21 protein-coding genes are annotated in these 22,436 nt (G+C 70.4%); 5 read left to right on the plus strand and 16 right to left on the minus strand.

Translation table 11 applies throughout. The features are described 5' to 3' along the window. Nucleotides 1–23: 23 nt before the first annotated feature. The 10 genes from lepB (ACFYXB_RS37220) to proS form a co-directional block, all read right to left on the minus strand. On the minus strand, nt 24–1,016 hold the full coding sequence (gene lepB / locus ACFYXB_RS37220; protein ID WP_389589438.1) for a signal peptidase I: 993 nt from the start codon (nt 1,014–1,016) through the stop codon (nt 24–26). After that, nucleotides 943–1,995 carry a signal peptidase I gene (gene lepB / locus ACFYXB_RS37225; RefSeq protein ID WP_389589439.1) on the minus strand — a complete coding sequence of 351 codons (1,053 nt, stop codon included), beginning with the start codon at nt 1,993–1,995 and terminating at the stop codon, nt 943–945. The genes lepB (ACFYXB_RS37220) and lepB (ACFYXB_RS37225) overlap by 74 nt, the downstream gene beginning before the upstream one ends. Next, nucleotides 1,988–2,695 carry a signal peptidase I gene (lepB, locus tag ACFYXB_RS37230; RefSeq protein WP_351346586.1) on the minus strand — a complete coding sequence of 236 codons (708 nt, stop codon included), beginning with the start codon at nt 2,693–2,695 and terminating at the stop codon, nt 1,988–1,990. The genes lepB (ACFYXB_RS37225) and lepB (ACFYXB_RS37230) overlap by 8 nt, the downstream gene beginning before the upstream one ends. Before the next feature lie 45 nt (nt 2,696–2,740). Further along, the gene (gene rplS / locus ACFYXB_RS37235) at nt 2,741–3,091 is read right to left on the minus strand and encodes a 50S ribosomal protein L19 (RefSeq protein WP_351346585.1); all 351 of its coding nucleotides are present in this window, start codon (nt 3,089–3,091) and stop codon (nt 2,741–2,743) included. A 136-nt stretch (nt 3,092–3,227) separates the two neighbouring features. Further along, a complete protein-coding gene (gene trmD / locus ACFYXB_RS37240) occupies nt 3,228–4,061 on the minus strand; it encodes a tRNA (guanosine(37)-N1)-methyltransferase TrmD (RefSeq protein ID WP_389589440.1) in 834 nt (277 codons plus the stop codon). Next, entirely contained in the window at nt 4,061–4,603 is a 543-nt protein-coding gene (rimM, locus tag ACFYXB_RS37245) for a ribosome maturation factor RimM (protein ID WP_351346581.1), read from the minus strand. The genes trmD and rimM overlap by 1 nt, the downstream gene beginning before the upstream one ends. Before the next feature lie 105 nt (nt 4,604–4,708). Continuing rightward, entirely contained in the window at nt 4,709–4,948 is a 240-nt protein-coding gene (locus tag ACFYXB_RS37250) for an RNA-binding protein (RefSeq protein ID WP_003973401.1), read from the minus strand. A 5-nt stretch (nt 4,949–4,953) separates the two neighbouring features. Continuing rightward, nucleotides 4,954–5,376 (minus strand): 30S ribosomal protein S16, encoded by a 423-nt coding sequence (gene rpsP / locus ACFYXB_RS37255; RefSeq protein ID WP_351346579.1) that lies wholly within the window; start codon nt 5,374–5,376, stop codon nt 4,954–4,956. 275 nt (nt 5,377–5,651) lie between these two features. Next, nucleotides 5,652–6,248, minus strand: coding sequence for a hypothetical protein (locus ACFYXB_RS37260; RefSeq protein WP_351346577.1), 597 nt, complete (start codon nt 6,246–6,248; stop codon nt 5,652–5,654). A 260-nt stretch (nt 6,249–6,508) separates the two neighbouring features. Next, on the minus strand, nt 6,509–7,924 hold the full coding sequence (gene proS, locus ACFYXB_RS37265) for a proline--tRNA ligase (RefSeq protein ID WP_389589441.1): 1,416 nt from the start codon (nt 7,922–7,924) through the stop codon (nt 6,509–6,511). Nucleotides 7,925–8,123: 199 nt separating this feature from the next. Here proS and ACFYXB_RS37270 point away from each other — a divergent pair, with 199 nt between their 5' ends. Continuing rightward, nucleotides 8,124–8,981: a class I SAM-dependent methyltransferase gene (locus ACFYXB_RS37270; RefSeq protein ID WP_351346573.1), complete on the plus strand. Its 858-nt coding sequence runs from the start codon at nt 8,124–8,126 to the stop codon at nt 8,979–8,981. A 95-nt stretch (nt 8,982–9,076) separates the two neighbouring features. On the opposite strand, the gene ffh is transcribed toward ACFYXB_RS37270, so the two are convergent. The 5 genes from ffh to ACFYXB_RS37295 form a co-directional block, all read right to left on the minus strand. Next, nucleotides 9,077–10,624, minus strand: a complete 1,548-nt coding sequence (gene ffh, locus ACFYXB_RS37275) for a signal recognition particle protein (RefSeq protein ID WP_351346571.1) — start codon at nt 10,622–10,624, stop codon at nt 9,077–9,079. 81 nt (nt 10,625–10,705) lie between these two features. Beyond that, nucleotides 10,706–13,153 carry a [protein-PII] uridylyltransferase gene (locus tag ACFYXB_RS37280; RefSeq protein WP_389589442.1) on the minus strand — a complete coding sequence of 816 codons (2,448 nt, stop codon included), beginning with the start codon at nt 13,151–13,153 and terminating at the stop codon, nt 10,706–10,708. Between the two features lie 41 nt (nt 13,154–13,194). Continuing rightward, nucleotides 13,195–13,533 (minus strand): P-II family nitrogen regulator, encoded by a 339-nt coding sequence (locus ACFYXB_RS37285; protein ID WP_003997576.1) that lies wholly within the window; start codon nt 13,531–13,533, stop codon nt 13,195–13,197. Beyond that, the gene (locus ACFYXB_RS37290) at nt 13,530–14,864 is read right to left on the minus strand and encodes an ammonium transporter (protein WP_389589443.1); all 1,335 of its coding nucleotides are present in this window, start codon (nt 14,862–14,864) and stop codon (nt 13,530–13,532) included. Before ACFYXB_RS37290 ends, ACFYXB_RS37285 begins: the two co-directional genes overlap by 4 nt. A 322-nt stretch (nt 14,865–15,186) precedes the next feature. Then, a complete protein-coding gene (locus tag ACFYXB_RS37295) occupies nt 15,187–16,659 on the minus strand; it encodes a hypothetical protein (RefSeq protein WP_389589444.1) in 1,473 nt (490 codons plus the stop codon). A gap of 457 nt (nt 16,660–17,116) precedes the next feature. Between ACFYXB_RS37295 and ACFYXB_RS37300 the strand changes: the two genes are divergently transcribed. Then, nucleotides 17,117–17,773, plus strand: coding sequence for a bifunctional DNA primase/polymerase (locus ACFYXB_RS37300; protein ID WP_389589445.1), 657 nt, complete (start codon nt 17,117–17,119; stop codon nt 17,771–17,773). Between the two features lie 436 nt (nt 17,774–18,209). Here the strand turns inward: ACFYXB_RS37300 and ftsY are convergent, their stop codons facing one another. Continuing rightward, nucleotides 18,210–19,421 (minus strand): signal recognition particle-docking protein FtsY, encoded by a 1,212-nt coding sequence (gene ftsY / locus ACFYXB_RS37305; RefSeq protein WP_389589446.1) that lies wholly within the window; start codon nt 19,419–19,421, stop codon nt 18,210–18,212. Nucleotides 19,422–19,548: 127 nt separating this feature from the next. Here ftsY and ACFYXB_RS37310 point away from each other — a divergent pair, with 127 nt between their 5' ends. From ACFYXB_RS37310 to ACFYXB_RS37320, 3 genes are all read left to right on the plus strand, one after another. Continuing rightward, complete coding sequence (locus ACFYXB_RS37310) at nt 19,549–21,009, plus strand: cytosine permease (RefSeq protein ID WP_389589447.1); 1,461 nt, start codon at nt 19,549–19,551, stop codon at nt 21,007–21,009. Nucleotides 21,010–21,063: 54 nt separating this feature from the next. Beyond that, entirely contained in the window at nt 21,064–22,035 is a 972-nt protein-coding gene (locus ACFYXB_RS37315) for an LLM class flavin-dependent oxidoreductase (RefSeq protein ID WP_389589448.1), read from the plus strand. An 83-nt stretch (nt 22,036–22,118) separates the two neighbouring features. Beyond that, nucleotides 22,119–22,337, plus strand: coding sequence for a hypothetical protein (locus ACFYXB_RS37320; RefSeq protein WP_389589449.1), 219 nt, complete (start codon nt 22,119–22,121; stop codon nt 22,335–22,337). Nucleotides 22,338–22,436: the final 99 nt, after the last annotated feature.

Consider the following 22,436-nt stretch of genomic DNA (forward strand, 5'->3'; position numbering starts at 1 on the left):
TGGCGGCAGGGGCCGTGGCGACGTCAGCGTCGGCCGGTCGCCGGCCTCGTCTCGGGCTTGGCCGTCTGGGCCGTCGCGCGCCTGCGGCGCCACACCGCCACCGGCAGCACTCCGACGATGGCGACGCCCTCCGGGGCCACCGACAGCGAGGATCCGGCGAAGGAGTGGTCGTCCAGGCCGGTCTGGTCGAAGGTGTCCGGGACCGGGAGGGTGCCCCAGCGGTTGATCGGCCAGGCCTTGACGATGGCGCGGCCGACGACCTTGTCGACCGGGACCATGCCGTGGTTCTTGTCGGCCTGGTTGTAGCGCGAGTCGCGGGAGTTCTGGCGGTGGTCGCCCATCACCCAGATGAAGCCCTCGGGCACCTTGACCTTGAACTGGCCGCCCTGGTCGTCCACGGTGCACGGGGTGTTGCCGGGGTACACGTACGGCTCGTTCAGCGCCTTGCCGTTGACCAGCAGCGGGCCGGAGTTCTTGCACTCGACGGTGTCGCCGCCGACGCCGATGACACGCTTGATGAGGTCCTTCTCCTCCGCGGACGGCATGAGACCGATCCAGCTGAGGACCTTCTGCACGGCGTTCGGGTTGGCCGTCGGCTCGCCCGCCAGCCAGTTGTCCGGGTCGTGGAAGACGACGACCTCACCGCGGTCGGGTTCGGAGCCGAACCACGGGGTGAGCTTGTCCACCAGGACGCGGTCACCCTGCTGGAGGGTGTTCTGCATCGAATCGGACGGGATCGAGAACGCCTGCACCAGGAAGGTCTTGATCAGCAGCGCCAGCACCAGCGCGATACCGATCAGGATCGGCAGCTCCTTCCAGAAGGAGCGCGGCTTGTTCGGCGTGGCGGCCGAATCGCGCATCCCCTGCTCGTCCGCCGACGGCTGTCCGTCGGCCCCTCCGGTGTCACTCCCGGAGGTCACGGTCCCGTCCGCGGCGGAGGCACTAGCTTCCACGGAACGCCCGCGGTGCTCCTCGCCGTCGTGTCCGGACCGTGCGCCAACCGCCACATCCCCCACGCCAACTCCTTACTCCGTGCCGCCGCCTGCCCCAGATACGACGCAGGCCCACCACTCCCATAACGAGCGGGAGTTCCGCAGGGGTCGGGAGCTGGACGGATCCGTTCGGATCGTCTGGGGCAACCCTATGCGACAGCCGGGGAGCCGCGGTCGCACCCGACACGGAGTTCGACACGCTTGCGAATGTTTTAGGTTCCTTCAAGGTGCTCCAGTGACCGATCGGCCACCCGATGATCATCGCCCGGCCCACCACGGAGTCCTCGGAGACCGTGCCGCCGTAGTCGGTGTTCTGGTGCGCCCGGGAGTCCGCGGAGTTGTCGCGGTGGTCGCCCATCACCCACAGCCGCCCCTGGGGGACGGTGATGTCGAAGGGGGTGCCGGAGGGGTTGTTGCCGGGGTACAGGTAGTCACCCTCGGTCAGCGGTACGCCGTTGACGGTGACCCGGCCTCGCGTGTCACAGCACTTGACGTGGTCGCCGCCGACGCCGACGACCCGCTTGATGAGGTCCTTCTCGTTGTCGGAGGGCAGCAGGCCGATGAAGGTGAGGCCTTGCTTGACCTGCTTGACGCCGACGGGGTCGCTCTTCTTGGCCGTCTGTTCGTCGGCCAGCCAGCCGCCCGGGTCGTGGAACACGATGACGTCGCCGCGCTGCGGTTTGGAGCCGAACCACGGGGTGAGCTTGTCGACCAGGACTCGGTCGCCGATCCGGATCGTCTGCTCCATGGAGCCGGACGGGATCACGAACGCCTGGACGAGGAAGGTCTTCAGGACGAGGGCTATCAGGACGGCCACGCCGATCAGGAGCGGTATCTCCCGCACGGCGCCGCGCCTACGCTTGCGCTTGACCTTGCGCTGCAGCCTGCGCCGCTCCGCGCGCGTGCGACCACCGGCCGGTCCCGCGGCACGGCGCGCCCCGGTGGGCAGCAGGTTGTCGGCGACGCTGCCGGGCACACCGCGCGGCTTGCCGCGGTTACCCATGCCCGCCCTCCGAGGACGGGGCGGCGGCGGGCACGCGCGCGTAGGCGCCAGGCCGGTGCAGGCTGGTCCAGTGGCCGTACGGCCAGATGATCCAGTCGGCCCGCCCGATCACGTCGCCGAGCGGGATCATGCCGCCGCCGGGCGAGCCCAGGTGGTCGCGGGAGTCGCTGGAGTCGCCGCGGTGGTCGCCGAGGAGGAAGAGCCTGCCCGGGGGCACGACGACGTCGAAGGGCACGCTGGACGGGGTGTCCCCTGGATAGAGGAACGCCGTCTCGTCGACCGGCCGGCCGTTCACCTCGACCCTCCCCTCCTTGTCGCAGCACACCACGTGGTCTCCCCCCACACCCACAACGCGCTTGATGTAGTCGGCGTCCCCGAAATACCCGGTGCCGTCGAACACGACGACATCGCCGCGCCGCGGTCCGGCACCGAAACGGTACGCCAACTTATTTACGAGAACGCGGTCCCCGATCCTCAATCCCTGTTCCATGGATCCGCTCGGAATCTGGAACGGCTGCACCACGAACGTGTTGAGAAGCAGCAGGAAGAGCAGGCAGGCGAAGGCGGTGAGGGTGAGCCGGCCGCCCGGCAGCCATTCGGTGAGCCGCGTCACCAACGCGAAACGCGACCGTTCCTCCACGGCCTCCGAATCGGGGCGGGAGGAGCGGTCGCGCTCCGTCGGCTGTGCTTCGGTGTCCATCGGGGCCCGATGTTATCCGGCCTGCCCATGAACTCCCGAGCGCGCTCAGCTGTCGCGCTTCTCCTTGATCTTCGCGGCCTTGCCGCGCAGGTCGCGCAGGTAGTACAGCTTGGCGCGACGCACGTCACCGCGGGTGACGAGCTCGATCTTCTCGACGATCGGGGTGTGCACCGGGAAGGTGCGCTCGACGCCGACGGAGAACGAGACCTTGCGGACCGTGAAGGTCTCGCGGACACCGGAGCCCTGGCGGCGGATCACAACGCCCTTGAACTGCTGCACACGAGAGCGGTTGCCCTCGATGACGCGGACGTGGACGTTGACGGTGTCACCCGGGCGGAAGGCCGGGATGTCGCTGCGCAGCGACGCGGAGTCGACAGTGTCGAGCAGGTGAGACATTTCGTCTGCTTTCTTCGCCGATGCCACAGGTCATCAACGGGAACTAGTGTTTCCAAGAGGTCTGCCGTACGGGTCGGGACGGGCGTCGTGTCCCCCTGTGGCAGGGGCGCACACCGGACGGACGCACAGCAGCGAGCTATTCTCCCACGCCCTCGGGCCTGCGCCAAAATCGGCCGTGCGGCTCGCCCTCCGGGTCCGGGGCCCAGCCCAGGATGGAGAGCATCTCGCGGTCCTTCTTGTCGAAGGCCTTGGGGTCGCAGCGTTCGATGAGGTCGGGCCGGTGGGCCGTCGTGCGCTTCAGTGCCTCGTCACGGCGCCAGCGGGCGATCTTCCCGTGGTGGCCGCTGAGCAGCACGTCCGGGATGTCCAGGCCGCGCCAGAGCGGCGGCTTGGTGTAGACGGGGCCCTCCAGGAGGTTGGCCATGGCGCCGGGGGCGAAGGAGTCGTCGCGGTGGGACTCGGCGTTGCCGAGGACGCCGGGCAGGAGCCGCGCCACGGCCTCCGTGATCACCAGTACGGCGGCCTCGCCGCCGGCGAGGACGTAGTCGCCGATGGACACCTCGTACACCGGTACGCGGGTGGCGTACTCGTCCATGACGCGCCGGTCGATCCCCTCGTAGCGGGCCGGCATGAAGATCAGCCAGGGGCGTTCGGACAGCTCGACGGCCAGCTCCTGGGTGAAGGGGCGGCCGCTGGGCGTGGGGACGATCAGCGCCGGGGCGTGGGAGCCCGTCTCGTAGCCGTCGGCGAGGACGGAGTCCAGGGCGTCGCCCCACGGCTCGGTCTTCATGACCATGCCGGGGCCGCCGCCGTACGGCGTGTCGTCGACGGTGTTGTGGCGGTCGTAGGTCCACGCACGCAGATCGTGCACATGGACGTTCAGCTGCCCACGCGCGCGTGCCTTGCCGACGAGGGAGACGTTCAGCGGTTCGAGGTACTCGGGGAAGATCGTGACGACGTCGAGGCGCATTACGACTCGTCCCGCGAGGAGTCGATCACGGCGCGGTCGTCGATCAGACCGGGCGGCGGGTCGATGACCGCCCGCTGCTCCTCCAGGTCGATCTCGGTGACGATCTCCTCGACGAACGGGATCATGACCTCGCTTCCGTCCGGCCGCTCGACGATGAAGAGGTCCTGGGAAGGCAGGTGTGAGATCTCGGTGATCCGGCCGACCTCCACGCCCTCCTTGGTGACGACATCCAGGTCCATCAGCTGATGGTCGTAGTACTCGTCCTCCTCCTCGGGCAGCTCGTCCGGGTCGACCTCGGCGATCAGGAGGGTGTTGCGCAGGGCCTCGGCGGCGGTGCGGTCGCCGACGCCCTCGAAGCGCAGGAGGAGGCGGCCGCTGTGCACCCGGCCGGCCGCGATGGTGAGCGGTCCCGTGGCGGCGGGATCGGTGGCGAGTACGGCGCCAGGGGCGAGCCTGAGTTCCGGCTCGTCGGTGCGGACCTCGACGGTGACCTCGCCCTTGATGCCGTGGGCGCGGCCGATCCGTGCGACTACCAGCTGCACTGTGCTTGATCTCCTGTCGGAACGCGAGCCGCCGGGCGGCTCATACGACTGCGGGCCGGGGACGGCCCAATGGCCCTCCCCGGCCCGAGCCGGATGCGATAAGCGTCAGCGGACGTGGTCCACGTCGACGAGGTCGACGCGGACACCGCGGCCGCCGATGGCGCCCACGACGGTGCGCAGGGCGCGCGCGGTACGGCCGTTGCGGCCGATCACCTTGCCGAGGTCGTCGGGGTGGACCCGGACCTCCAGCACACGCCCGCGGCGCAGGTTGCGCGAGGCGACCTGCACATCGTCAGGGTTGTCGACGATGCCCTTCACGAGGTGCTCAAGCGCCTCTTCGAGCATGGTGCTCAGGCCTCGGTCGACTCGGAGGACTCGGCGGCGGCCTCGTCCTTCTTCTCGGCCTTCTTCTTCTGGGTGATCGCCTCACCCTTGCCCTCGTCGTCGCCACCGAGCGCCTCGAACGTCGGGCGCGCGGCCTTCGGCTCGGCGACGAGCAGCGGAGCCGGAGCGGGCTCGCCCTTGAACTTCTGCCAGTCGCCGGTCTTCTTCAGGATGGCGAGCACGGGCTCGGTCGGCTGGGCGCCGACGCCGAGCCAGTACGCCACACGGTCGGTGTCCACCTCGATGACCGACGGGTTGTAGGTCGGGTGGTACTTGCCGATCTCCTCGATCGCACGGCCGTCACGGCGGGTGCGGGAGTCGGCGACGACGATGCGGTAGTGAGGCGAACGGATCTTGCCCAGACGCTTCAGCTTGATCTTGACTGCCACGGGAGTGGGTTCTCCTGGATTTGACGTGGTTGGGCACGGCGAGTCGGCCGCGTGGGGTTGCGGTACCCGAGTGCCCGATGGACGCGTCAGCCGGAGGAGAGAGGGGTCCTGTGCGGCTGTCGAGTACAGCTAGCCATTGTGCCACACCCTGCGGGTCGCTTCTGGCCGAGGGGCGGCGGGCATGCCTGATAGGCACCCGGCGCGGGGGTGACGCGCGTCGGGTGCGCGACCCCGGCGGGGAGTGCCCGGTACGGCTGCCACGAGCAGCCGTACCGCTACGCCGCTCCCGCGACCTCCGGAATCCGGAACGGCTTGCCGCAGCCGCCGCACACGATCGGGGCCTGGGCCAGGACCGAGGGCACCACCCGGACGTTGCGCCCGCAGTCGCAGACAGCCTTGACGCGGACGCCTCCGCCGGAGGAGCCGTGACGGGCGGCCGGGCCGCGGAACGTGCTGGAGGTGTCGGCCGAGGTGGCTGCCGTGTGGGCCTTCAGGGCGCGCTGCAGCCGCTCGATGGTCGGGCGGTAGCGCCGCTTGGCCTCGGGGTTGAGCGTGACCAGTGAGAAGCCGCTGCTCGGGTGCGGTTCGTCGGGGTGGTCGAGGCCCATTTCCTCGGCGATCGCGAGGAATCTGCGGTTGTGGTAGCGGCCGGCGCGGGAGGTGTCACGGACTCCTCGGGCGGCGGCGATGCCGTGGACTGCCTCATGGAGCAGTCGTTCGAAGGAGAGTTCGTGACCGCACGCGGACGACGACTCCCCGATCAGGGACTCTGGCGCGGCAAGATCCGGCAGTTCGGGGTGGTACCGCTGAATGTCGGCCCACGCCTCTGCCAGCTCTGCGGCGAGAACAGGTGGTGTCTGTGTCGTGCTCACGTAATGACAACGAGCCGAAGTGCCGCTGTGTTCCGATTCCGGGCCATCCCAAATAATTTGCACTTACCCGTCAGTTGCCGCTGATGCATCCTGACGAGGGCGGGTCCGCTGATCTGCGGAGAAGCCTCACAGCTCGTATCAAGCCGGTACGTAGACTGACGTACGACCCGACGCGTAGACCATCTCCGCGCGCCGGGACGACTGAGTTCAGCGGATGCGCAAGATACGTTTCGGTCGCTCTCCCGCCGGAAGGCGCTACCTCAGTAAGCGCGCGCGACGACCGCGACGTTACCCGGCGCGTCGTCGGCGTCCGGCACCGAGCCGTCCTCGGCGACCAGACACCGTACGGTCACGGCATGCTCGGCCAGTGCGACCTCGCCTTCTTCACCGAGAGTGGCCCACGGGATGCGCGCCCAGCCGCCGGCGGTGGTGGCCTCGACGGCCTCCTCGAACGTCGACACCTCGGTGGTGCGGGACTCGCGGCGCTCGCGGGCCTGCCGCAGCAGCAGCGCCTGGTCCTCCTCCAGGACCGTGGGCAGCAGTTCGATCAGGGCGTCCAGGGCCACCGGCTCCTTGCCGCCGGGGATGCGGCGGGCCAGCATCGCGGTGCCGTTCTCCAGGTCACGCGGGCCGACCTCGATACGCACGGGCACGCCCTTGAGCTCCCAGTCGACGGCGCGACGGCCGAACGGGACGTCCGTGCGGTCGTCCACGTGGACGCGGATCCCGGCCGCCTTCAGCCGGTCGCCGAGCTCGCGGACCTTGGCCAGAACCGCCTCGTCGCCCTTGATCGCGAGGACGACGGCCTGGATCTGCGCGAGACGGGGCGGCACCCTGAGGCCGTTGTCGTCACCGTGCATCATGACCAGCGCGCCGATCATGCGGGTGGTCGAACCCCAGGAGGTCTGCCAGACCAGTTCCTGCGTGCCGTCCTTCGACAGGTACGACGTGTTGAACGCCTTGGCGAAGTTCTGGCCGAGTTCATGGCTGGTGGCCATCTGCAGGGCCTTGCCGTCACCCATCATGCCCTCCAGCGTGAGGGTGTTGATGGCACCTGCGAACCGCTCCTTCACGGTCTTGCGGCCGGGTACGACGTCCATCGCGAGGACGTTCACCATGAAGTCCTCGTACACCTTGCGGTGGATGTGCGCGGCGAAGTCACGCGCGTCCTCGTAGGTGGCGTGGGCGGTGTGGCCCTCCTGCCAGAGGAACTCCGTGGTGCGCAGGAAGAGACGGGGGCGCAGCTCCCAGCGGACCACGTTCGCCCACTGGTTGATCAGCAGCGGCAGGTCGCGGTAGCTCTGCACCCACTTGGAGAAGTAGTCGTTGATGATCATCTCGGAGGTGGGCCGGACGACCACGGGCTCCTCCAGGTCCTTGCCGCCGCCGTGGGTGACGACGGCCAGCTCCGGCGCGAAGCCCTCGACGTGGTCCGCTTCCCGCGCGAGGTACGACTGCGGGATCAGCAACGGGAAGTACGCGTTCTGGGTGCCCGTGTCCTTGATGCGGGCGTCCATCTCGGCCTGCATCCGCTCCCACAGCCCGTACCCGTACGGTCGGATGACCATGGTGCCGCGCACCGGACCGTTGTCGGCCAGTTCGGCCTTGTTGATCAGATCCTGGTACCAGCGCGGGAAGTCGTCCGCCCGGGGCGTGAGAACGGGTGCCTTTGCCATGGCGCGATGGTACGGGTCCACGTTGCCGGGATGTGAATTCTCGCCACAGGTGCGGGGATGCCCCAAGCTGGGCCCCACGACCTCTGGACGAGGTCGCGAGCCGGGAGTTACCTGGCATACGTGGGGAGTGCGAGCGCACGGCACGGGGGCCACGGAATCGGGCACTCCCGCAACTTTCGGCGGATTGGGGCGCTTACCTATGACACCTACGCTCGTGCGGCAACACCTGTCTCACGCGGGCCCCACGCCTCGCGTGAACCTGTGCGCACGCGCGCGTGACTGGTCCGAGATCCAGGAGCGGATGCTGGTGCCGCTCTACGAGACCGTCCACGAGCGACTCGAAGTGGGCCCGGACACCCGCGTGCTGGGCCTCGGCTGCGGTTCCGGGCTCGCCCTGCTGATGGCAGCCGCCAGAGGGGCCGCGGTCACCGGTGTCGACTCCGCCCGCCCCGAACTGCTCGACCTGGCCCGGCAGCGCCTGTTGCCCCAGGACCAGGGCACGCGCGCGCGTGCCCGCACCCGGATCGTCGACGGCTCACCCCAGGACGCGGCCGACGCGGAGACGCCCGCGTTCACCCTGGTGACCGCCTTCGAACCGATCGGGTGCCTGGCGGGCGACTCGGAGGGGCTCGGTGAACTGCTCGCCGCGGCGACCCCGCTCACCGAGCGCGGGGCGCCCGTGGTGCTGGCCGGCTGGGGACCGCCGGAGCGCTGCGCCACGTCGTCGGTGCTGCGGGTGGCGACGAAGCTGGCCGATCCGCTGCGCAGCGCGGGCAGTTGGCGTCCCGCCCGCAGGGACGACCTGGAAGAGGTCGCGCAGCGGGCCGGGCTGAAGCCGGACGGTTCCGGGCGGGTGGCCTGCCCGTTCGGGTACGCCGACGTCGACAGTGCCGTACGCGGGCTGCTGTCGACGGGCCTGTTCGACGCGGCGATCGAGGCGACGGACCAGGCGCAGGTGGACAAGGAGGTGGCGGAGGCGCTGCATCCGTACCAGCGACCGGACGGGACGGTGTGGATGCCGAACGTCTTCCGCTATCTGATCGCGCGCGTTCCCTGAGACTCGTCCTGCGTCGGACGCGGAACCAGCTCGGACACGGAAACCACGAGGGCGCCCCTCGGGAGAAGGGGCGCCCCACGGTCATTCATGCGATCTCAGCCCATGAACTTCTTGAACTCGTCCGGCAGCTCGAAGTCCTGCGCGCCCTGCTGCGGCACCCCGAAGGCACCGCCCTGGGCCGCGGCCTCGCGGCGCTGGGCCTCCTCCAGCTCCTGCTGCTTGCGCTTCATCGGGTTGCCGGAGCGCTGCTTGCCCTTGGCCTTCTTCGGCTGCTTCTTGCTGCGGCCGGGGCCGCCACCCATGCCCGGCATCCCGGGCATCCCCGGCATACCGCCGCCCTGGGCCATGCGGGACATCATCTTGCGGGCCTCGAAGAACCGCTCGACCAGGCCCTTCACCGCGCTGACCTCGACGCCGGAGCCCTTGGCGATACGGGCGCGGCGGGAGCCGTTGATGATCGTCGGGTCCTGGCGCTCGCCCGGGGTCATCGACTTGATGATCGCGGCCGTGCGGTCGACGTCGCGCTCGTCGAGGTTGTTGATCTGGTCCTTGATCTGACCCATGCCGGGCAGCATCCCGAGGAGCTTCGAGATGGAGCCCATCTTCCTGACCTGCTCCATCTGGGACAGGAAGTCGTCCAGGGTGAAGTCCTGGCCCTTCTTCGACGCCAGCTTGGAGGCCATCTTCTCGGCCTCTTCCTGGCTGAACGTCTTCTCCGCCTGCTCGATCAGGGTGAGCAGGTCACCCATGTCGAGGATGCGGGAGGCCATCCGGTCGGGGTGGAAGGCGTCGAAGTCGTCGAGCTTCTCACCGTTCGAAGCGAACATGATCGGCTTGCCGGTGATCTGCCGGATCGACAGGGCGGCACCACCGCGGGCGTCGCCGTCGAGCTTGGAGAGCACCACGCCGTCGAAGCCGACGCCGTCGCGGAAGGCCTCGGCGGTGTTGACCGCGTCCTGACCGATCATCGCGTCGACGACGAACAGGATCTCGTCCGGCGAGACCGCGTCGCGGATGTCCGCGGCCTGCTGCATCATCTCCTGGTCGATGCCCAGGCGGCCGGCGGTGTCCACGATCACGATGTCGTGGACCTTGGTCTTCGCGAAGTCGATGGAGTCCCTGGCGACCTTGACCGGGTCACCGACGCCGTTGCCCGGCTCGGGCGCGTAGACCGCGACGCCGGCGCGCTCGGCGACGACGCTCAGCTGGTTGACGGCGTTCGGGCGCTGGAGGTCGGCCGCGACGAGCAGCGGCGAGTGGCCCTGCTCCCCCAGCCACCGGCCGAGCTTGCCCGCGAGGGTGGTCTTACCGGCACCCTGCAGACCCGCCAGCATGATCACGGTGGGGGGCTGCTTGGCGAAGCGCAGCCGCCGGGTCTCGCCACCGAGGATCGTGACCAGCTCGTCGTTGACGATCTTCAGGACCTGCTGGGCCGGGTTGAGCGCCTTGGAGACCTCAGAGCCGAGGGCCCGCTCCTTGACGTTCTTGATGAACGTGCGCACGACAGGGAGCGCAACGTCCGCTTCCAGCAGTGCGATGCGGATCTCGCGGGCCGTGGCGTCGATGTCCGCCTCGGACAACCGCCCCTTGCCGCGCAGGCTCTTGAAAGTCGCTGAGAGGCGATCGGAGAGAGTATCGAACACGGCGGCGTCGGTCCTCGGGGTCGGGAATGGCTTCGGGAATCGCCCTCCAGGGTATCCCGGCCGGGCGAAACCGGGTCACGGTCATCCCCGCAACGTCTCCTCCAGCTTGCGCGCGACCGCCGCGGCATCGTCGCCTGGCAGCGGGGAGCCCTCCGTGCCGGTGACGTAGAAGGCGTCCACGGCGTTGGCGCCGAGCGTGCTCACATGCATGCTCCTGACCCGTACGCTCGCGTCCTCCAGGGCCCGTCCGATACGGAACAGCAGCCCTGGGGCGTCCTGGGTGCGGACCTCGATGACCGTGGCGTGCCGGGAGGCGGCCGGGGCGACGGTCACCCGGGCCGGCGGTGCGATGACGCCCCGGCGGCGCGGGTAGGCGGCGTCGCGTTCGGCGAGGCGGGCGGCGATGTCCAGGGAGCCGTCCAGCGCCCGGACCAGGTCCGCGCGCAGCCGGGCCGCCTGGGGCAGGGAGCCGTACTCCGCCGCGACGCGCCAGTTCAGCAGCAGGACGGAGCCGTCGTCGACGTCGTCCGGGAGCCGGAGGGCCCGCAGCTCGGCCGTGCGGACCGTGAGGCGGTGCACGGCCAGGACCCCGGCGACCGAGGGCAGCACACCGGGTTGGTCGGGTACGGCGATCAGCAGCTCGACGCCGAGCGGTTCCGGCTCGTTGGACGGTTCGTCCGTCGGTGGCTCGGTCTGCGCGCGCAGGGCGAGCACCGGCCCGCCCGTGCGGAACGCCTCGATGGCGAGACGTTCCTGCTCGGCGCTCGCCGCCATGGGCTCGGGCTCGTCGAGGGCGTCCCCGGCGAGGACCGCGGCGACGCGTTTGACCAGGTCGGCGACGAGCGAACCGCGCCAGGAGGACCACGCGGCCGGGCCGGTGGCCAGCGCGTCCGCCTCGGTCAGGGCGTGCAGCAGCTCCAGCGTGCTCTGCGTCCCGACGGCTTCGGCGACCGAGCGGACGGTGGCCGGGTCGTCCAGGTCACGCCGGGTGGCCGTCTCGATGAGCAGCAGGTGATGGCGTACGAGGGTGGAGAGCACGCCCACGTCCGCGCGGTCGAAGCCGATGCGGGCGGCCACGTCCTTGGCGATGATCTCGCCGGCCACGGAGTGGTCGCCGGGCCAGCCCTTGCCGATGTCGTGCAGCAGGGCGGAGACGAGGAGGAGGTCGGGGCGGCTGACGTGCCGGGTCAGCTCGGAGGCGCGGACGGCCGTCTCGATCAGATGCCGGTCGACGGTCCAGATGTGCACGGCGTTGCGCTGCGGCCGGCAGCGCACCCGCTCCCAGTCGGGCAGCAGCCGGGTGATCAGGCCCTCCGCCTCCAGCGCCTCCCAGACCTCCACGGTCGGGCGGCCCGAGCCCAGCAGGGTCACCAGTTGCTCGCGGGCCTCAGCGGGCCAGGGCGTGGGCAGGGGGCGCACGGTGGCCGCCATGCGCCGTACGGCGTGCAGAGAGAGCGGAAGTCCGGCCTGTGCGGCGGCGGCCGCGGCGCGCAGGGGGAGCACGGGGTCGCGTTCGGGGCGCGCGGCGCGGGCGAGCACCACCTCGCCGTCCTGCTCCACCACGCCCTCGGCGAGCGGCGAGCGCTCGGCGACCGGCTTGCCGCCGCCGAGCATGGCGCGCAGCCGGGGCCGCACGGCGCGCGAGCGCAGCACGCGCCCCACCTCGCGCCAGGTGACGTCACTGGCGTACGAGATGACACGCGCCGCCTCGTACACCTGTCGTAGGAGCGTGTCGGCGTCCAGCAGGCCCAGCTCGGCCGCCACCTGGTCCTGCTCCTGCAACGCCAGCCGGTCGGTCGCGCGGCCGGTGGTCAGGTGCAGGGCGTCGCGTACGTCGAGCAGGCGGCGGCGGGCGTCGGCGAGGCCCTCGCGCGGGGCGTCGGCCAGCCAGGAGGCGGCGACGGCGCGCAGGGCGGTGGCGTCACGCAGACCGCCGCGGGCCTCCTTGAGGTCGGGTTCCAGGAGGTACTGCAGTTCACCCTGCCGTTCGGCGCGCTCGGCGCACAGCTCCTGGAGTTCGGGGAGGCGTTTGGGCGCCTGGTTGCGCCAGTCGGCGAGGACCGCCGTACGCAGTCCGGCCGTGAGGCCGAGGTCGCCCGCGATGTGGCGGGCGTCGAGGAGGCCGAGCTGGACCTTGAGGTCCTCGCCGGCGGTCTTGCGGGCCTCGGCCGGGGTGCGCACCGAGTGGTCGAGGACGAGGCCGAGGTCCCAGACGGGGTACCAGATGCGGTCGGCCAGGGCCGCGATCGCGGCGGAGTCGCCGCCGTCGTGCAGGAGCAGGAGGTCGAGGTCGCTGCGCGGGGACAGTTCGCCGCGCCCGTAGCCGCCGACGGCGACGAGACAGACGCCTCCGAGGCCGTCGGACGCCGCGTCGAACAGGCCGGTCAGCCAGTCGTCGGTCAGTTCGGCGAGGGCCGCACGGCGCGGCGGCCCGGACCGCGCCCCCTCACCGAGGAGGCGCAGCCGGGCCGCCGCGTAGCCGCTGGGTCCCGAGTCCTCTGCGTCGTTCCGAACGTCCGTGCTCGTCACCCAGCGACTCCTGTCCTTCTTCTGTCGACCGGTGCTTCCGGTCAGAGCGCGTCCGGGCCGCGCTCGCCGGTGCGGACCCGTACGGCCGTCTCGACCGGCAGGGACCAGACCTTGCCGTCACCGATCTTGCCGGTCCGGGCGGCCTTGACGATGACGTCGATCAGCTGCTCGGCGTCGTCGTCCTCGGCCAGCACCTCGATGCGGATCTTGGGGACCAGGTCGACCGTGTACTCGGCGCCACGGTAGACCTCGGTGTGTCCCCTCTGACGACCGTAACCGCTCGCCTCGGTGACCGTCAGACCGTGGACGCCGAAGGCCTGAAGGGCCTCCTTGATCTCGTCGAGCCGGTGAGGCTTGACGACGGCGGTGATGAGCTTCATGCGTCCACCTTCTTGCTCTCCGCGGCCAGGGTCGGCGCGGCGGAGCCGACGACGCCGCCGCCCGCGCCGCTGAAGTCGTATGCGGTCTCGGCGTGCTCGGCCTGGTCGATGCCGGACACTTCCTCGTCCTCGGTGACCCGCATCCCGATGGTCTTGTCGAGGAGGAAGGCGAGGATCGCGGAGGCCACCAGGGAGTAGCCCAGGACCGCGAAGACACCGGCGCACTGCTTCCAGAACTGGTCGAGGCCGCCGCCGTAGAAGAGGCCCTCGACGTCGGACTGGCCCTTGCCGCTGGCGAAGAAGCCGATGAGCAGGGAGCCGGCGACACCGCCGACGAGGTGGACGCCGACGACGTCGAGCGAGTCGTCGTAGCCGAGCTTGTACTTCAGGCCGACGGCCATGGCGCACAGGACACCGGCGATGGCGCCGACGGCGATCGCGCCGAGCGGGGAGACCGCACCACCGGACGGGGTGATCGCGACGAGGCCCGCGACGGCACCGGAGGCGGCGCCCAGCGTGGTGAACGCGCCGTGGCGGATCTTCTCGTAGGCGAGCCAGGCCAGCATGGCGGCGGCGGTGGCGACCTGGGTGTTCACGAACATCAGCGGGCCGACGCCGTCGTCGTTGCCGAGCCACGAGCCGGCGTTGAATCCGAACCAGCCGAACCACAGGAGACCGGCGCCGAGCATGACCAGCGGGAGGTTGTGCGGGCGCATCGGGTCCTTCTTGAAGCCGACGCGCTTGCCGATGACGAGGATCACGCCGAGCGCCGCGGCACCCGCGTTGATGTGGACCGCCGTACCACCGGCGAAGTCGATCACACCGAGGTCGAAGGCCCAGCCGCCGGTGCCCCAGACCCAGTGCGCGACCGGGAAGTAGACGACCGTGACCCACAGCACGAGGAAGAGCGACCATGCCGAGAACTTGACGCGGTCCGCGAGGGCACCGCTTATCAGGGCCGGCGTGATGATCGCGAACATCAGCTGGAAGACGGCGAAGACGAAGACCGGAATGGTGTAGCCGTCCCAGAGCTGCGCCTTGTCGATGCCGGTGAAGCCGACGAAGTCGGAGGTCCAGCCGACGATGTGGCCCTTGTCTGCGCCGAAGGCCATCGAGAAGCCGTAGAGCACCCACAGAATGGTGACGATGCCCAGGCTGATGAAGCTCATCATCAGCATGTTCAGGGTGCTCTTGACCCGGACCATGCCTCCGTAGAAGAAGGCCAGGCCCGGTGTCATGAGCATCACCAGGGCGGAACAGATCAGCATGAAGCCTGTGTTGGCGGACGACAGCTTGGGTGCGTCCGCCGCAAGCATGATGGCTGGTGCCATCGGCGTCTCCTCGTCGGTTGGTACGGCCCCGTGCGGGCGAAGCCAGAGAGAGGTCCGGTCAGTGAGGGGTGGGCCGGGTATGCGCCATGAGATTGGCGCAGCGCGGTTTCGGTCGACGCCCCTCGTTGTTTCGCCGGAGTGACGAAGGCGCCCTGCGTGTTACGCGTCGATGAATTGCCAGATGTCCGGCTGCAGGATCGTTATCGTGACGCAACCTGCTCCGGCGGAGAAAATCCGGCCGCGGCGGGCCTTCCGATGACCTGGCACGGGGGAGCCGAGTCGGGCTGTTCGGGAGGGCCGGCCGCGGCCGGGGCCTGGTGGGTCAGACCGCTTCCGCGGTCTCCGGGAGGTCCACGGCGAGCTGGTCGGTGAGGTCGACGACCGCCGCGAGATCACCGAAATCGCGTACGGCCGTGTCGACGGTCTTTCGGATACGAGTGTTGACGCGCTCGGAGCGGACCTTCTTGGCGATGCCCATGGCCTGGGAGGTGAGGACCGTGCTCTGCTCCGGCTCGCGGCGCAGCAGATGCACCGTGGCCATGCCGACGAGGTTCAGCGCGTACGACCGCTGGTGCTCGGCGTCCTTCGCGAACAGCTCCACGGCCCGGCGCATCAACGGCTCGGCCATGGAGGCGTAGGTGGGGCTGCGGCCGGCCACGTAGGCCAGGTCGCGGAAGGAGTGGGAGTTCTCGCCGTACAGCTCGGCCTCGGAGAAGAAGCGGATCCAGTCGGGGTCCGGCTCGTCCCACTCGTCGGCCTCGGCGAAGGTGTCCTCGGCCATCCGCACCGCACGCTTGCACCGGCCCGGCTGGCCCATGTTGGCGTAGGCGCGGGCCTCCATCGCATACAGCATGGACTGGGTGCGGGGGCTCGCGCAGTCGCGGCTGCCGTACTGGGCGAGGTGGATCAGCTCCAGCGCGTCGTCGGGCCGGCCGAGGTGGATCATCTGGCGGCTCATGCTGGAGAGGACGTACGAGCCCAGCGGCTTGTCGCCCGCTTCCTTCGCGGCGTGCAGGGCCAGCACGAAGTACTTCTGGGCGGTCGGCTGGAGCCCCACGTCGTAGCTCATCCAGCCCGCCAGCTCGGCGAGTTCGGCGGCGACCTTGAAGAGCTTGACGGCGGTGGCCTCGGGCTGCGGCTCCTGGAGGAGGTCGGTGACCTCGTGCAGCTGACCGATGACCGCCTTGCGGCGCAGGCCGCCGCCGCACTGGGCGTCCCACCTGCGGAACATCACCGTGGTCGCCTCCAGCAGCTCAAGCTCGGGCTTGGACAGTCGGCCGGGGCGGCGCGACTCGGCCGGCTCGGCATCCGGTTGGAGGGCGGACTGCGCGGGGACGAGCCAGCGCTGCATCGGTTCGATGAGGGACGGGCCCGCGGACAGGGCCAGCGAGGTTCCGAGGAAGCCGCGCCGCGCCAGCATGAGGTCGCTGCGCGAGAACTCGCTGAGCAGGGCCACCGTCTGCGGGCCCGTCCAGGGCAGGTCGACGCCGGTCACGGAGGGTGACTGGCGGGCGGCCCGCAGGCCGAGGTCCTCGACCGAGACGACACAGCCGAAGCGCTCGGAGAACAGCTCCGAGAGGATCCTGGGGATCGGCTCGCGCGGGTTCTCGCCGTCCAGCCAGCGGCGCACCCGCGAGGTGTCCGTGGAGATGTGGTTGGCGCCCAACTGGCGTGCTCTGCGGTTCACTTGCCGGGCGAGCTCGCCCTTCGACCAGCCGCTGCGCACGAACCACGAGCCGAGCAGCTCATTGGGGCGCTTGTCACCGTTCGCTCCGCCACCGCCGTTGCCGCTCACTGGAACGCCCCCATCTCTGAGACCACTTGTCGCCGAGTGCGCCAAGCCTTATCAGAATGCCGGTGAATACGGCCGCCGGTCCGGTACTTCTCACCCTTCGAACGGAAAGCCGAGTTGCCCACGGCATATCCACAAGTGCATGTGCCCCCAGGACTCGTGCACTCAAAGTAATCCTACGATCACGGTCCCAGCCATGGCGATCCCGGAAACGCCACCATTCGCCACCCCTTCGAATGAACTCACGGTTGCCTGGGCGCGATTCACTTGACATAGGACGGCCGGAAGTGGGCGGAGCGGTGCACTCAGGGGCGCGCGCTGCCGGGCGCACCACCCATGACACCCCAGGGCGCCGCCCGGACCTTGCGAGCGCGGGGTAGGGCAGAGCCGTAGGGTCACGTTCCGCTTCCGTCTCGCTCCGTGTCGTAACCACCGGCGCGCTGGACCCGTTGGAGGGGGCATGGGCTTCACGATCGGCGGCATTCGCGAGATCCGCTCCGGCACACGCCGGCGCGGCCGTTCGTCGGAGTGCACCGCCGTCGCCGAGTTCACCGGCCTGTGGGGCTGGGATGTGGTGCCGGGTGCCCGGGCCGCGGCGGGCGCCTGTTCCTGCAGCCGGACGGACTGCCGTGCGCCGGGCGCGCATCCACTGGAGTTCGCGCCCCAGATCTCCGGCGGCGCCACCCTGGACGAAGTCACCAAGGCCTGGGGCGAGTTCCCGGGGGCCGCGGTGATGCTGCCGGTCGGCCGCGCGTTCGACGTGATCGAGGTCGCCGAGCCCGCCGGGCGCCGTGCCGTGGTCCGCCTGGAGCGGATGGGGCTCCCGCTCGGACCGGTCACCGCGACCCCGGACGGCCGGGCCCAGTTCCTGGTCGCCCCCGGCGCCGCCGCCGAACTCCCGGCACTGCTCTACCGCATGGGCTGGGACGACCCGACCTCCCTCGACCTGCGCGGCCTCGGCCCCGGTGAGTACGTCACGGCACCCCCCTCCGACCGGGGTGGCCGCGGACCGGTGCGCTGGCTGCGCCCGCCCGCGCTGGACTCGGTGGCACGCCCGCCGGCGGCCCGGCTACTGCTGGGCACGCTGGCGTACGTGGCACATCGCTCCCGCGCGTAGCGGCACACAGCGAAGCGCCCGCTCCCAACTGCACCTTGGGACCGGGCGCTTCCCCTTTTTGCGCCTAAACCGGCGCCGCTCTGGCGAACCTGGTTGCTCTCCGTCGTGGTTCCTCAATTGATGGTTGCGGTGCGTGCGTGGAATCACCGCCCACGGCAGCTAGGGCCTGTCCGGCGGATCAGGTCGCAGAGACGCGACGGTGCCAAATCAGCCCAGGTGAGCGGGGACGATGGGGGTCCCCCCGCTCGAGCGCAGTCGAGAGTGGGGGAGCGTGCAGCTGCAAGGCGGAGGAGGGCGTCGACGCGATGGGGGTCCCCCGCGCGAGCGAAGCCGAGCGTGGGGGAGTCGGCAATCGACGACAACGCCGCTGGGGGTGCCCCCTCTGGGGGAGGGCGTGCCAGGCCCCGCGCCTGCGGCATGATCCGCCGGACAGGCCCTAGTCGCCGATGAGGGCGTCAACGAACGCCTCCGGCTCGAACGGTGCCAGGTCGTCGGCGCCCTCGCCGAGGCCGACCAGCTTGACCGGGACGCCCAGTTCGCGCTGGACCGCGACCACGATGCCGCCCTTGGCCGTGCCGTCGAGCTTGGTCAGCACGATGCCGGTGATGTTGACGACCTCGGCGAAGACGCGGGCCTGGACCAGTCCGTTCTGGCCGGTGGTGGCGTCGAGGACGAGCAGCACCTCGTCGAGCGGGGCGTGCTTCTCGACGACGCGCTTGACCTTGCCGAGCTCGTCCATGAGTCCGGTCTTGGTGTGCAGGCGCCCGGCGGTGTCGATGAGCACCACGTCGACGCCCATCTCCTTGCCCTCCTTCACCGCGTCGAAGGCGACGGCGGCGGGGTCACCCGCCTCCGGACCGCGCACGGTGTAGGCGCCCACCCGCTCGCCCCAGGTCTGCAGCTGGTCGGCGGCGGCGGCGCGGAAGGTGTCGGCGGCGCCCAGGACGACGGTGCGGCCGTCGGCCACGAGGACGCGGGCGAGCTTGCCGGTGGTGGTGGTCTTGCCGGTGCCGTTGACGCCGACGACCATCACGATGCCGGGCTTGCGGTCCGCCGGCTCGGTCTTCACCGTGCGGTCGACGTCGGTGCCGACCAGTTTGAGCAGCTCCTCGCGCAGCAGCCCGCGCAGCTCGTCGGGGGTACGGGTGCCGAGCACCTTGACGCGCTCGCGCAGGGCCTCGACCAGCTCCTGGGTGGGCTGCACGCCGACGTCGGCGGTGAGCAGAGTGTCCTCGATCTCCTCCCAGGTGTCGTCGTCGAGGTGCTCGCGCGACAGCAGCGTGAGCAGCCCCTTGCCGAGGGCGTTCTGGGAGCGGGAGAGGCGGGCGCGCAGGCGGACCAGGCGTCCTGCGGTGGGCTCCGGGATCTCGATCCCGGGGGCCTCGACGGCTTCGGCGGCGGGGGGTTCCTCGACGGCGGTGGGGGCCGAGCCGCCGGGGAGGTCCACCTCCTCGATCGTGCGGCGCGGTTCTTCGCGCGGCGTCTCGGCCTCGTCGCCGACGTGCGGTTCGGCCGGAGGGGCGGTGATGTCGGGGGCTGCGGGGGGCGGCGGGGGCAGCGACTTCTTGTGCCGGCTGCCGACGACGAGCCCGCCGAGCACGCCGATCACGACCACGGCGATGACTACAGCAAGGATGACGGTTTCCATAACTCGTCCAGTATCCATCCCTGCCCCGCGCGGGCTTTGCTGTAGGCGTGGGGATTTTCCGTAGCTTCCTCCAAGAAGGCGGATGGAATTTGGGGTGTTTAGTCGTACTAAAGTACGATGTCAGCCTATGAGCACCACCGCCCGCCACGATGGCGCCCTCGAGACCCGCGGCATAGAACCGGTCCCCCACCACGAGCGCACCGCGCGAACCCGGGGACTGCTGCCGACCTGGATCGCCGCCAACATCAGCGTCCTGCTGCTGACCATGGGCGCGAGCCTGGCCGTGACGTACGGGCTGAACTTCTGGCAGGCCCTCGTGGTCGGCGTCGCGGCGCCTGTCGTGTCGTACGGCCTGGTGGGGGTCGTCGGTATCGCGGGCAAGCGTGGCAACGCCCCGGGCATGGCGCTGTCCCGCGCGGTGTTCGGGCAGCGGGGCAATCTGCTGCCGGGCTCGCTGATCTGGGTCGCCCGCTGGGGGTGGGAGACGATCAACGCGGTGACCGGCGCCTACGCGCTGCTGACCGTGCTGGACATCGTCTTCGGCGTGCGGAGCAACACCTTCCTGGTCGTCCTCACCCTGCTGCTCTTCGTGCTCACGACGTTCGCGATCTCGGGCCTGGGCATCGGTGCGGTGCGGCGCTGCAGTGCGTGGGCCACGTGGCTGTTCGGCGCCTTCTCCGTGCTGGTTCTCGGGTATCTGGTCGTGGAGACGGACTGGGGGAAGGTCTTCGAGCAGGATGCCGGGTCCACGGCGGCGATGATCGCCGGCGTCGGTCTGGTCGCCGCGGGCGGCATCAGCTGGGCGCCGGCCTCGCCGGACTTCACGCGTTATCTGCCGCGTACGGCGTCGGCGGCGGCGATCGTGCGCAACACGATCGGCGGCGCGGGTGTCGTCGTCCTCCCGATGGTCCTGATGGGCGCGGTGATGGCCACCTCGACCCCGGACCTCGCCACCGCGAGCGACCCGGTGTCCTTCCTGGGCGAGATCCTCCCGCTGTGGCTGGCGGTCCCCTACCTCCTGATCGCCCTGATCGGCATGCTGCTGATCAACGCCATGTCGATGTACTCGGCCGGCTTCACCGCGCAGACCCTCGGCATCCGCGTCCCGCGCCACTGGGCGGTCTCGGTCAACGCGGTGATCTCCCTCGTCCTGGGCGGCACTCTGATGCTGGCGGCGACGTCCTTCATGGGTTCCTTCATCGCCTTCCTCTCGCTTCTCGCGGTGGCCTTCTCAGCCTGGGTCGGCGTCTTCGGCACGGATCTGCTGCGGCGGCGGGAGTACGACGCGCGGGCCCTGCTCGACACCACGCGCACCAGCGCCTACTGGTATCGGGGCGGCTTCTGTCCCGCCGCGGTCACCGCCTGGGCCGTGGGCCTCGGCACGGGCCTGCTGTTCACCAGTTCCGACTGGTTCACGGGCCCGCTCGCCGCGAACAACCCGATCGGAGAGTACGGCCTCGGCTGGGTGGCGACGATCGCCGTCTCGGGCCTGCTGTACGCAGCCCTGCCGAAGCCGGCGGTGGCGCCCGTGCTGCGCGAGAAACCGGTACCGACGGCAGCCGAGGAGCCCGCGGGCATGGCGATCTGACGCACCGTCAGCTACGGTCCTCCTTCGTACCCAGCGTGTGAAGGGGGACCTCCCATGCCCGTCACGGTCGTTCGTTTCAACCTCGTCGAGCCCGGAGCCACCCCCGGCTCCCTCGCCGCGCGCTACCGGACCGCCCTGGAGATGGCCGCGTACGCCGACGAGCACGGGATCACCATCGTGCAGACCGAGGAGCACCACGGGGTCGCGAACAACTGGCTGCCCTCGCCGTTCGTCTTCGCGGGCGCGGTGTTCGGCGCGACCCGGCAGATCGCGGTCACGGTGTCGGCGGTCATCGGCCCGCTGCACGACCCGCTGAGGCTGGCCGAGGACATCGCCGTACTGGATCTGCTCAGCGGAGGACGGCTGGTCACGGTCGCCGGGATCGGCTACCGGCCCGAGGAGTACGCCCGGTTCGACGTGGACTGGAAGCGGCGCGGCCGGCTGCAGGACGAGCTGCTGGAGACGCTGCTCAAGGCATGGGCCGGCGAGGAGTTCGAGTACCGGGGCCGGACCGTACGGGTCACCCCGCGCCCGGGCACCGATCCGCACCCCCTGCTCCTGGTCGGCGGCTCGTCCCGGGCCGCCGCGCGCCGCGCCGCCCGGCTCGGCCTGCCGTTCTTCCCCAGCGCGCATCTGCCGGAGCTGGAGGCGTACTACAAGGAGCGGCTCGTCGAGTACGGCACCGAGGGCTGGACCATGATGCCCGCCGCCGAGACCCCGCTGCTGCACATCGCCGAGGACCCGGACCGGGCGTGGGCGAAGTACGGCCCTCACTTCCTGCACGAGGCGCGGACGTACGCCTCCTGGCAGTCCGGCGACATCCGCTCGGCGGTGAAGTCGGCGGCCACGACCGTGGACGAGCTGCGCACGGAGGGCGTGTACCGGATCCTCACGCCCGAGGAGTGCGTGGCGCAGGGCCTCGACAACCTGGTGCTGCACCCACTGGCAGGCGGGATGCCGCTCGACGAGGGCTGGCGCAGCCTGCGGCTGTTCGCGGAACAGGTACTCCCGGCACTCGGGGACTGACCGCCGGGCAAAGAGATGCGTGTGCTCCACGTGCCGGAGGAAGTGTCCGACTCAGCGGGGTTCGAGTCCTGGCGCAGGACGGTGTGGGGATCGGAGCCGGTGCGTTCGCTAGGCGCCCGGTTCTTTCCGGGAGTTCCTGCGCGAGGTCGCCCCGCTGCGCGCGCCTCGACGAGATCGCCGTCGGCACCGGGCGTCTCCTCGAGCTCGAGGAGCACCGCGAGCAGATCCGGCAGCGGCTGGAGACCATCGAGGCGACCGCGTTGCGGGCCCGTGCGGCCGACGGCGGTGTGCTCATCTGGTGAGCCCGGGCAGAACGCCGCCGCCCCCGGCTCGGGCAGTGGGCCGAGCCGGGGGCGGGGAAGGTACGAGGAGAGGGGCAGCGGGGGCTTGGCCCTTCTCCT

It is taken from the genome of Streptomyces sp. NPDC002619 (assembly GCF_042889305.1).
Taxonomy (GTDB): Bacteria; Actinomycetota; Actinomycetes; order Streptomycetales; family Streptomycetaceae; genus Streptomyces.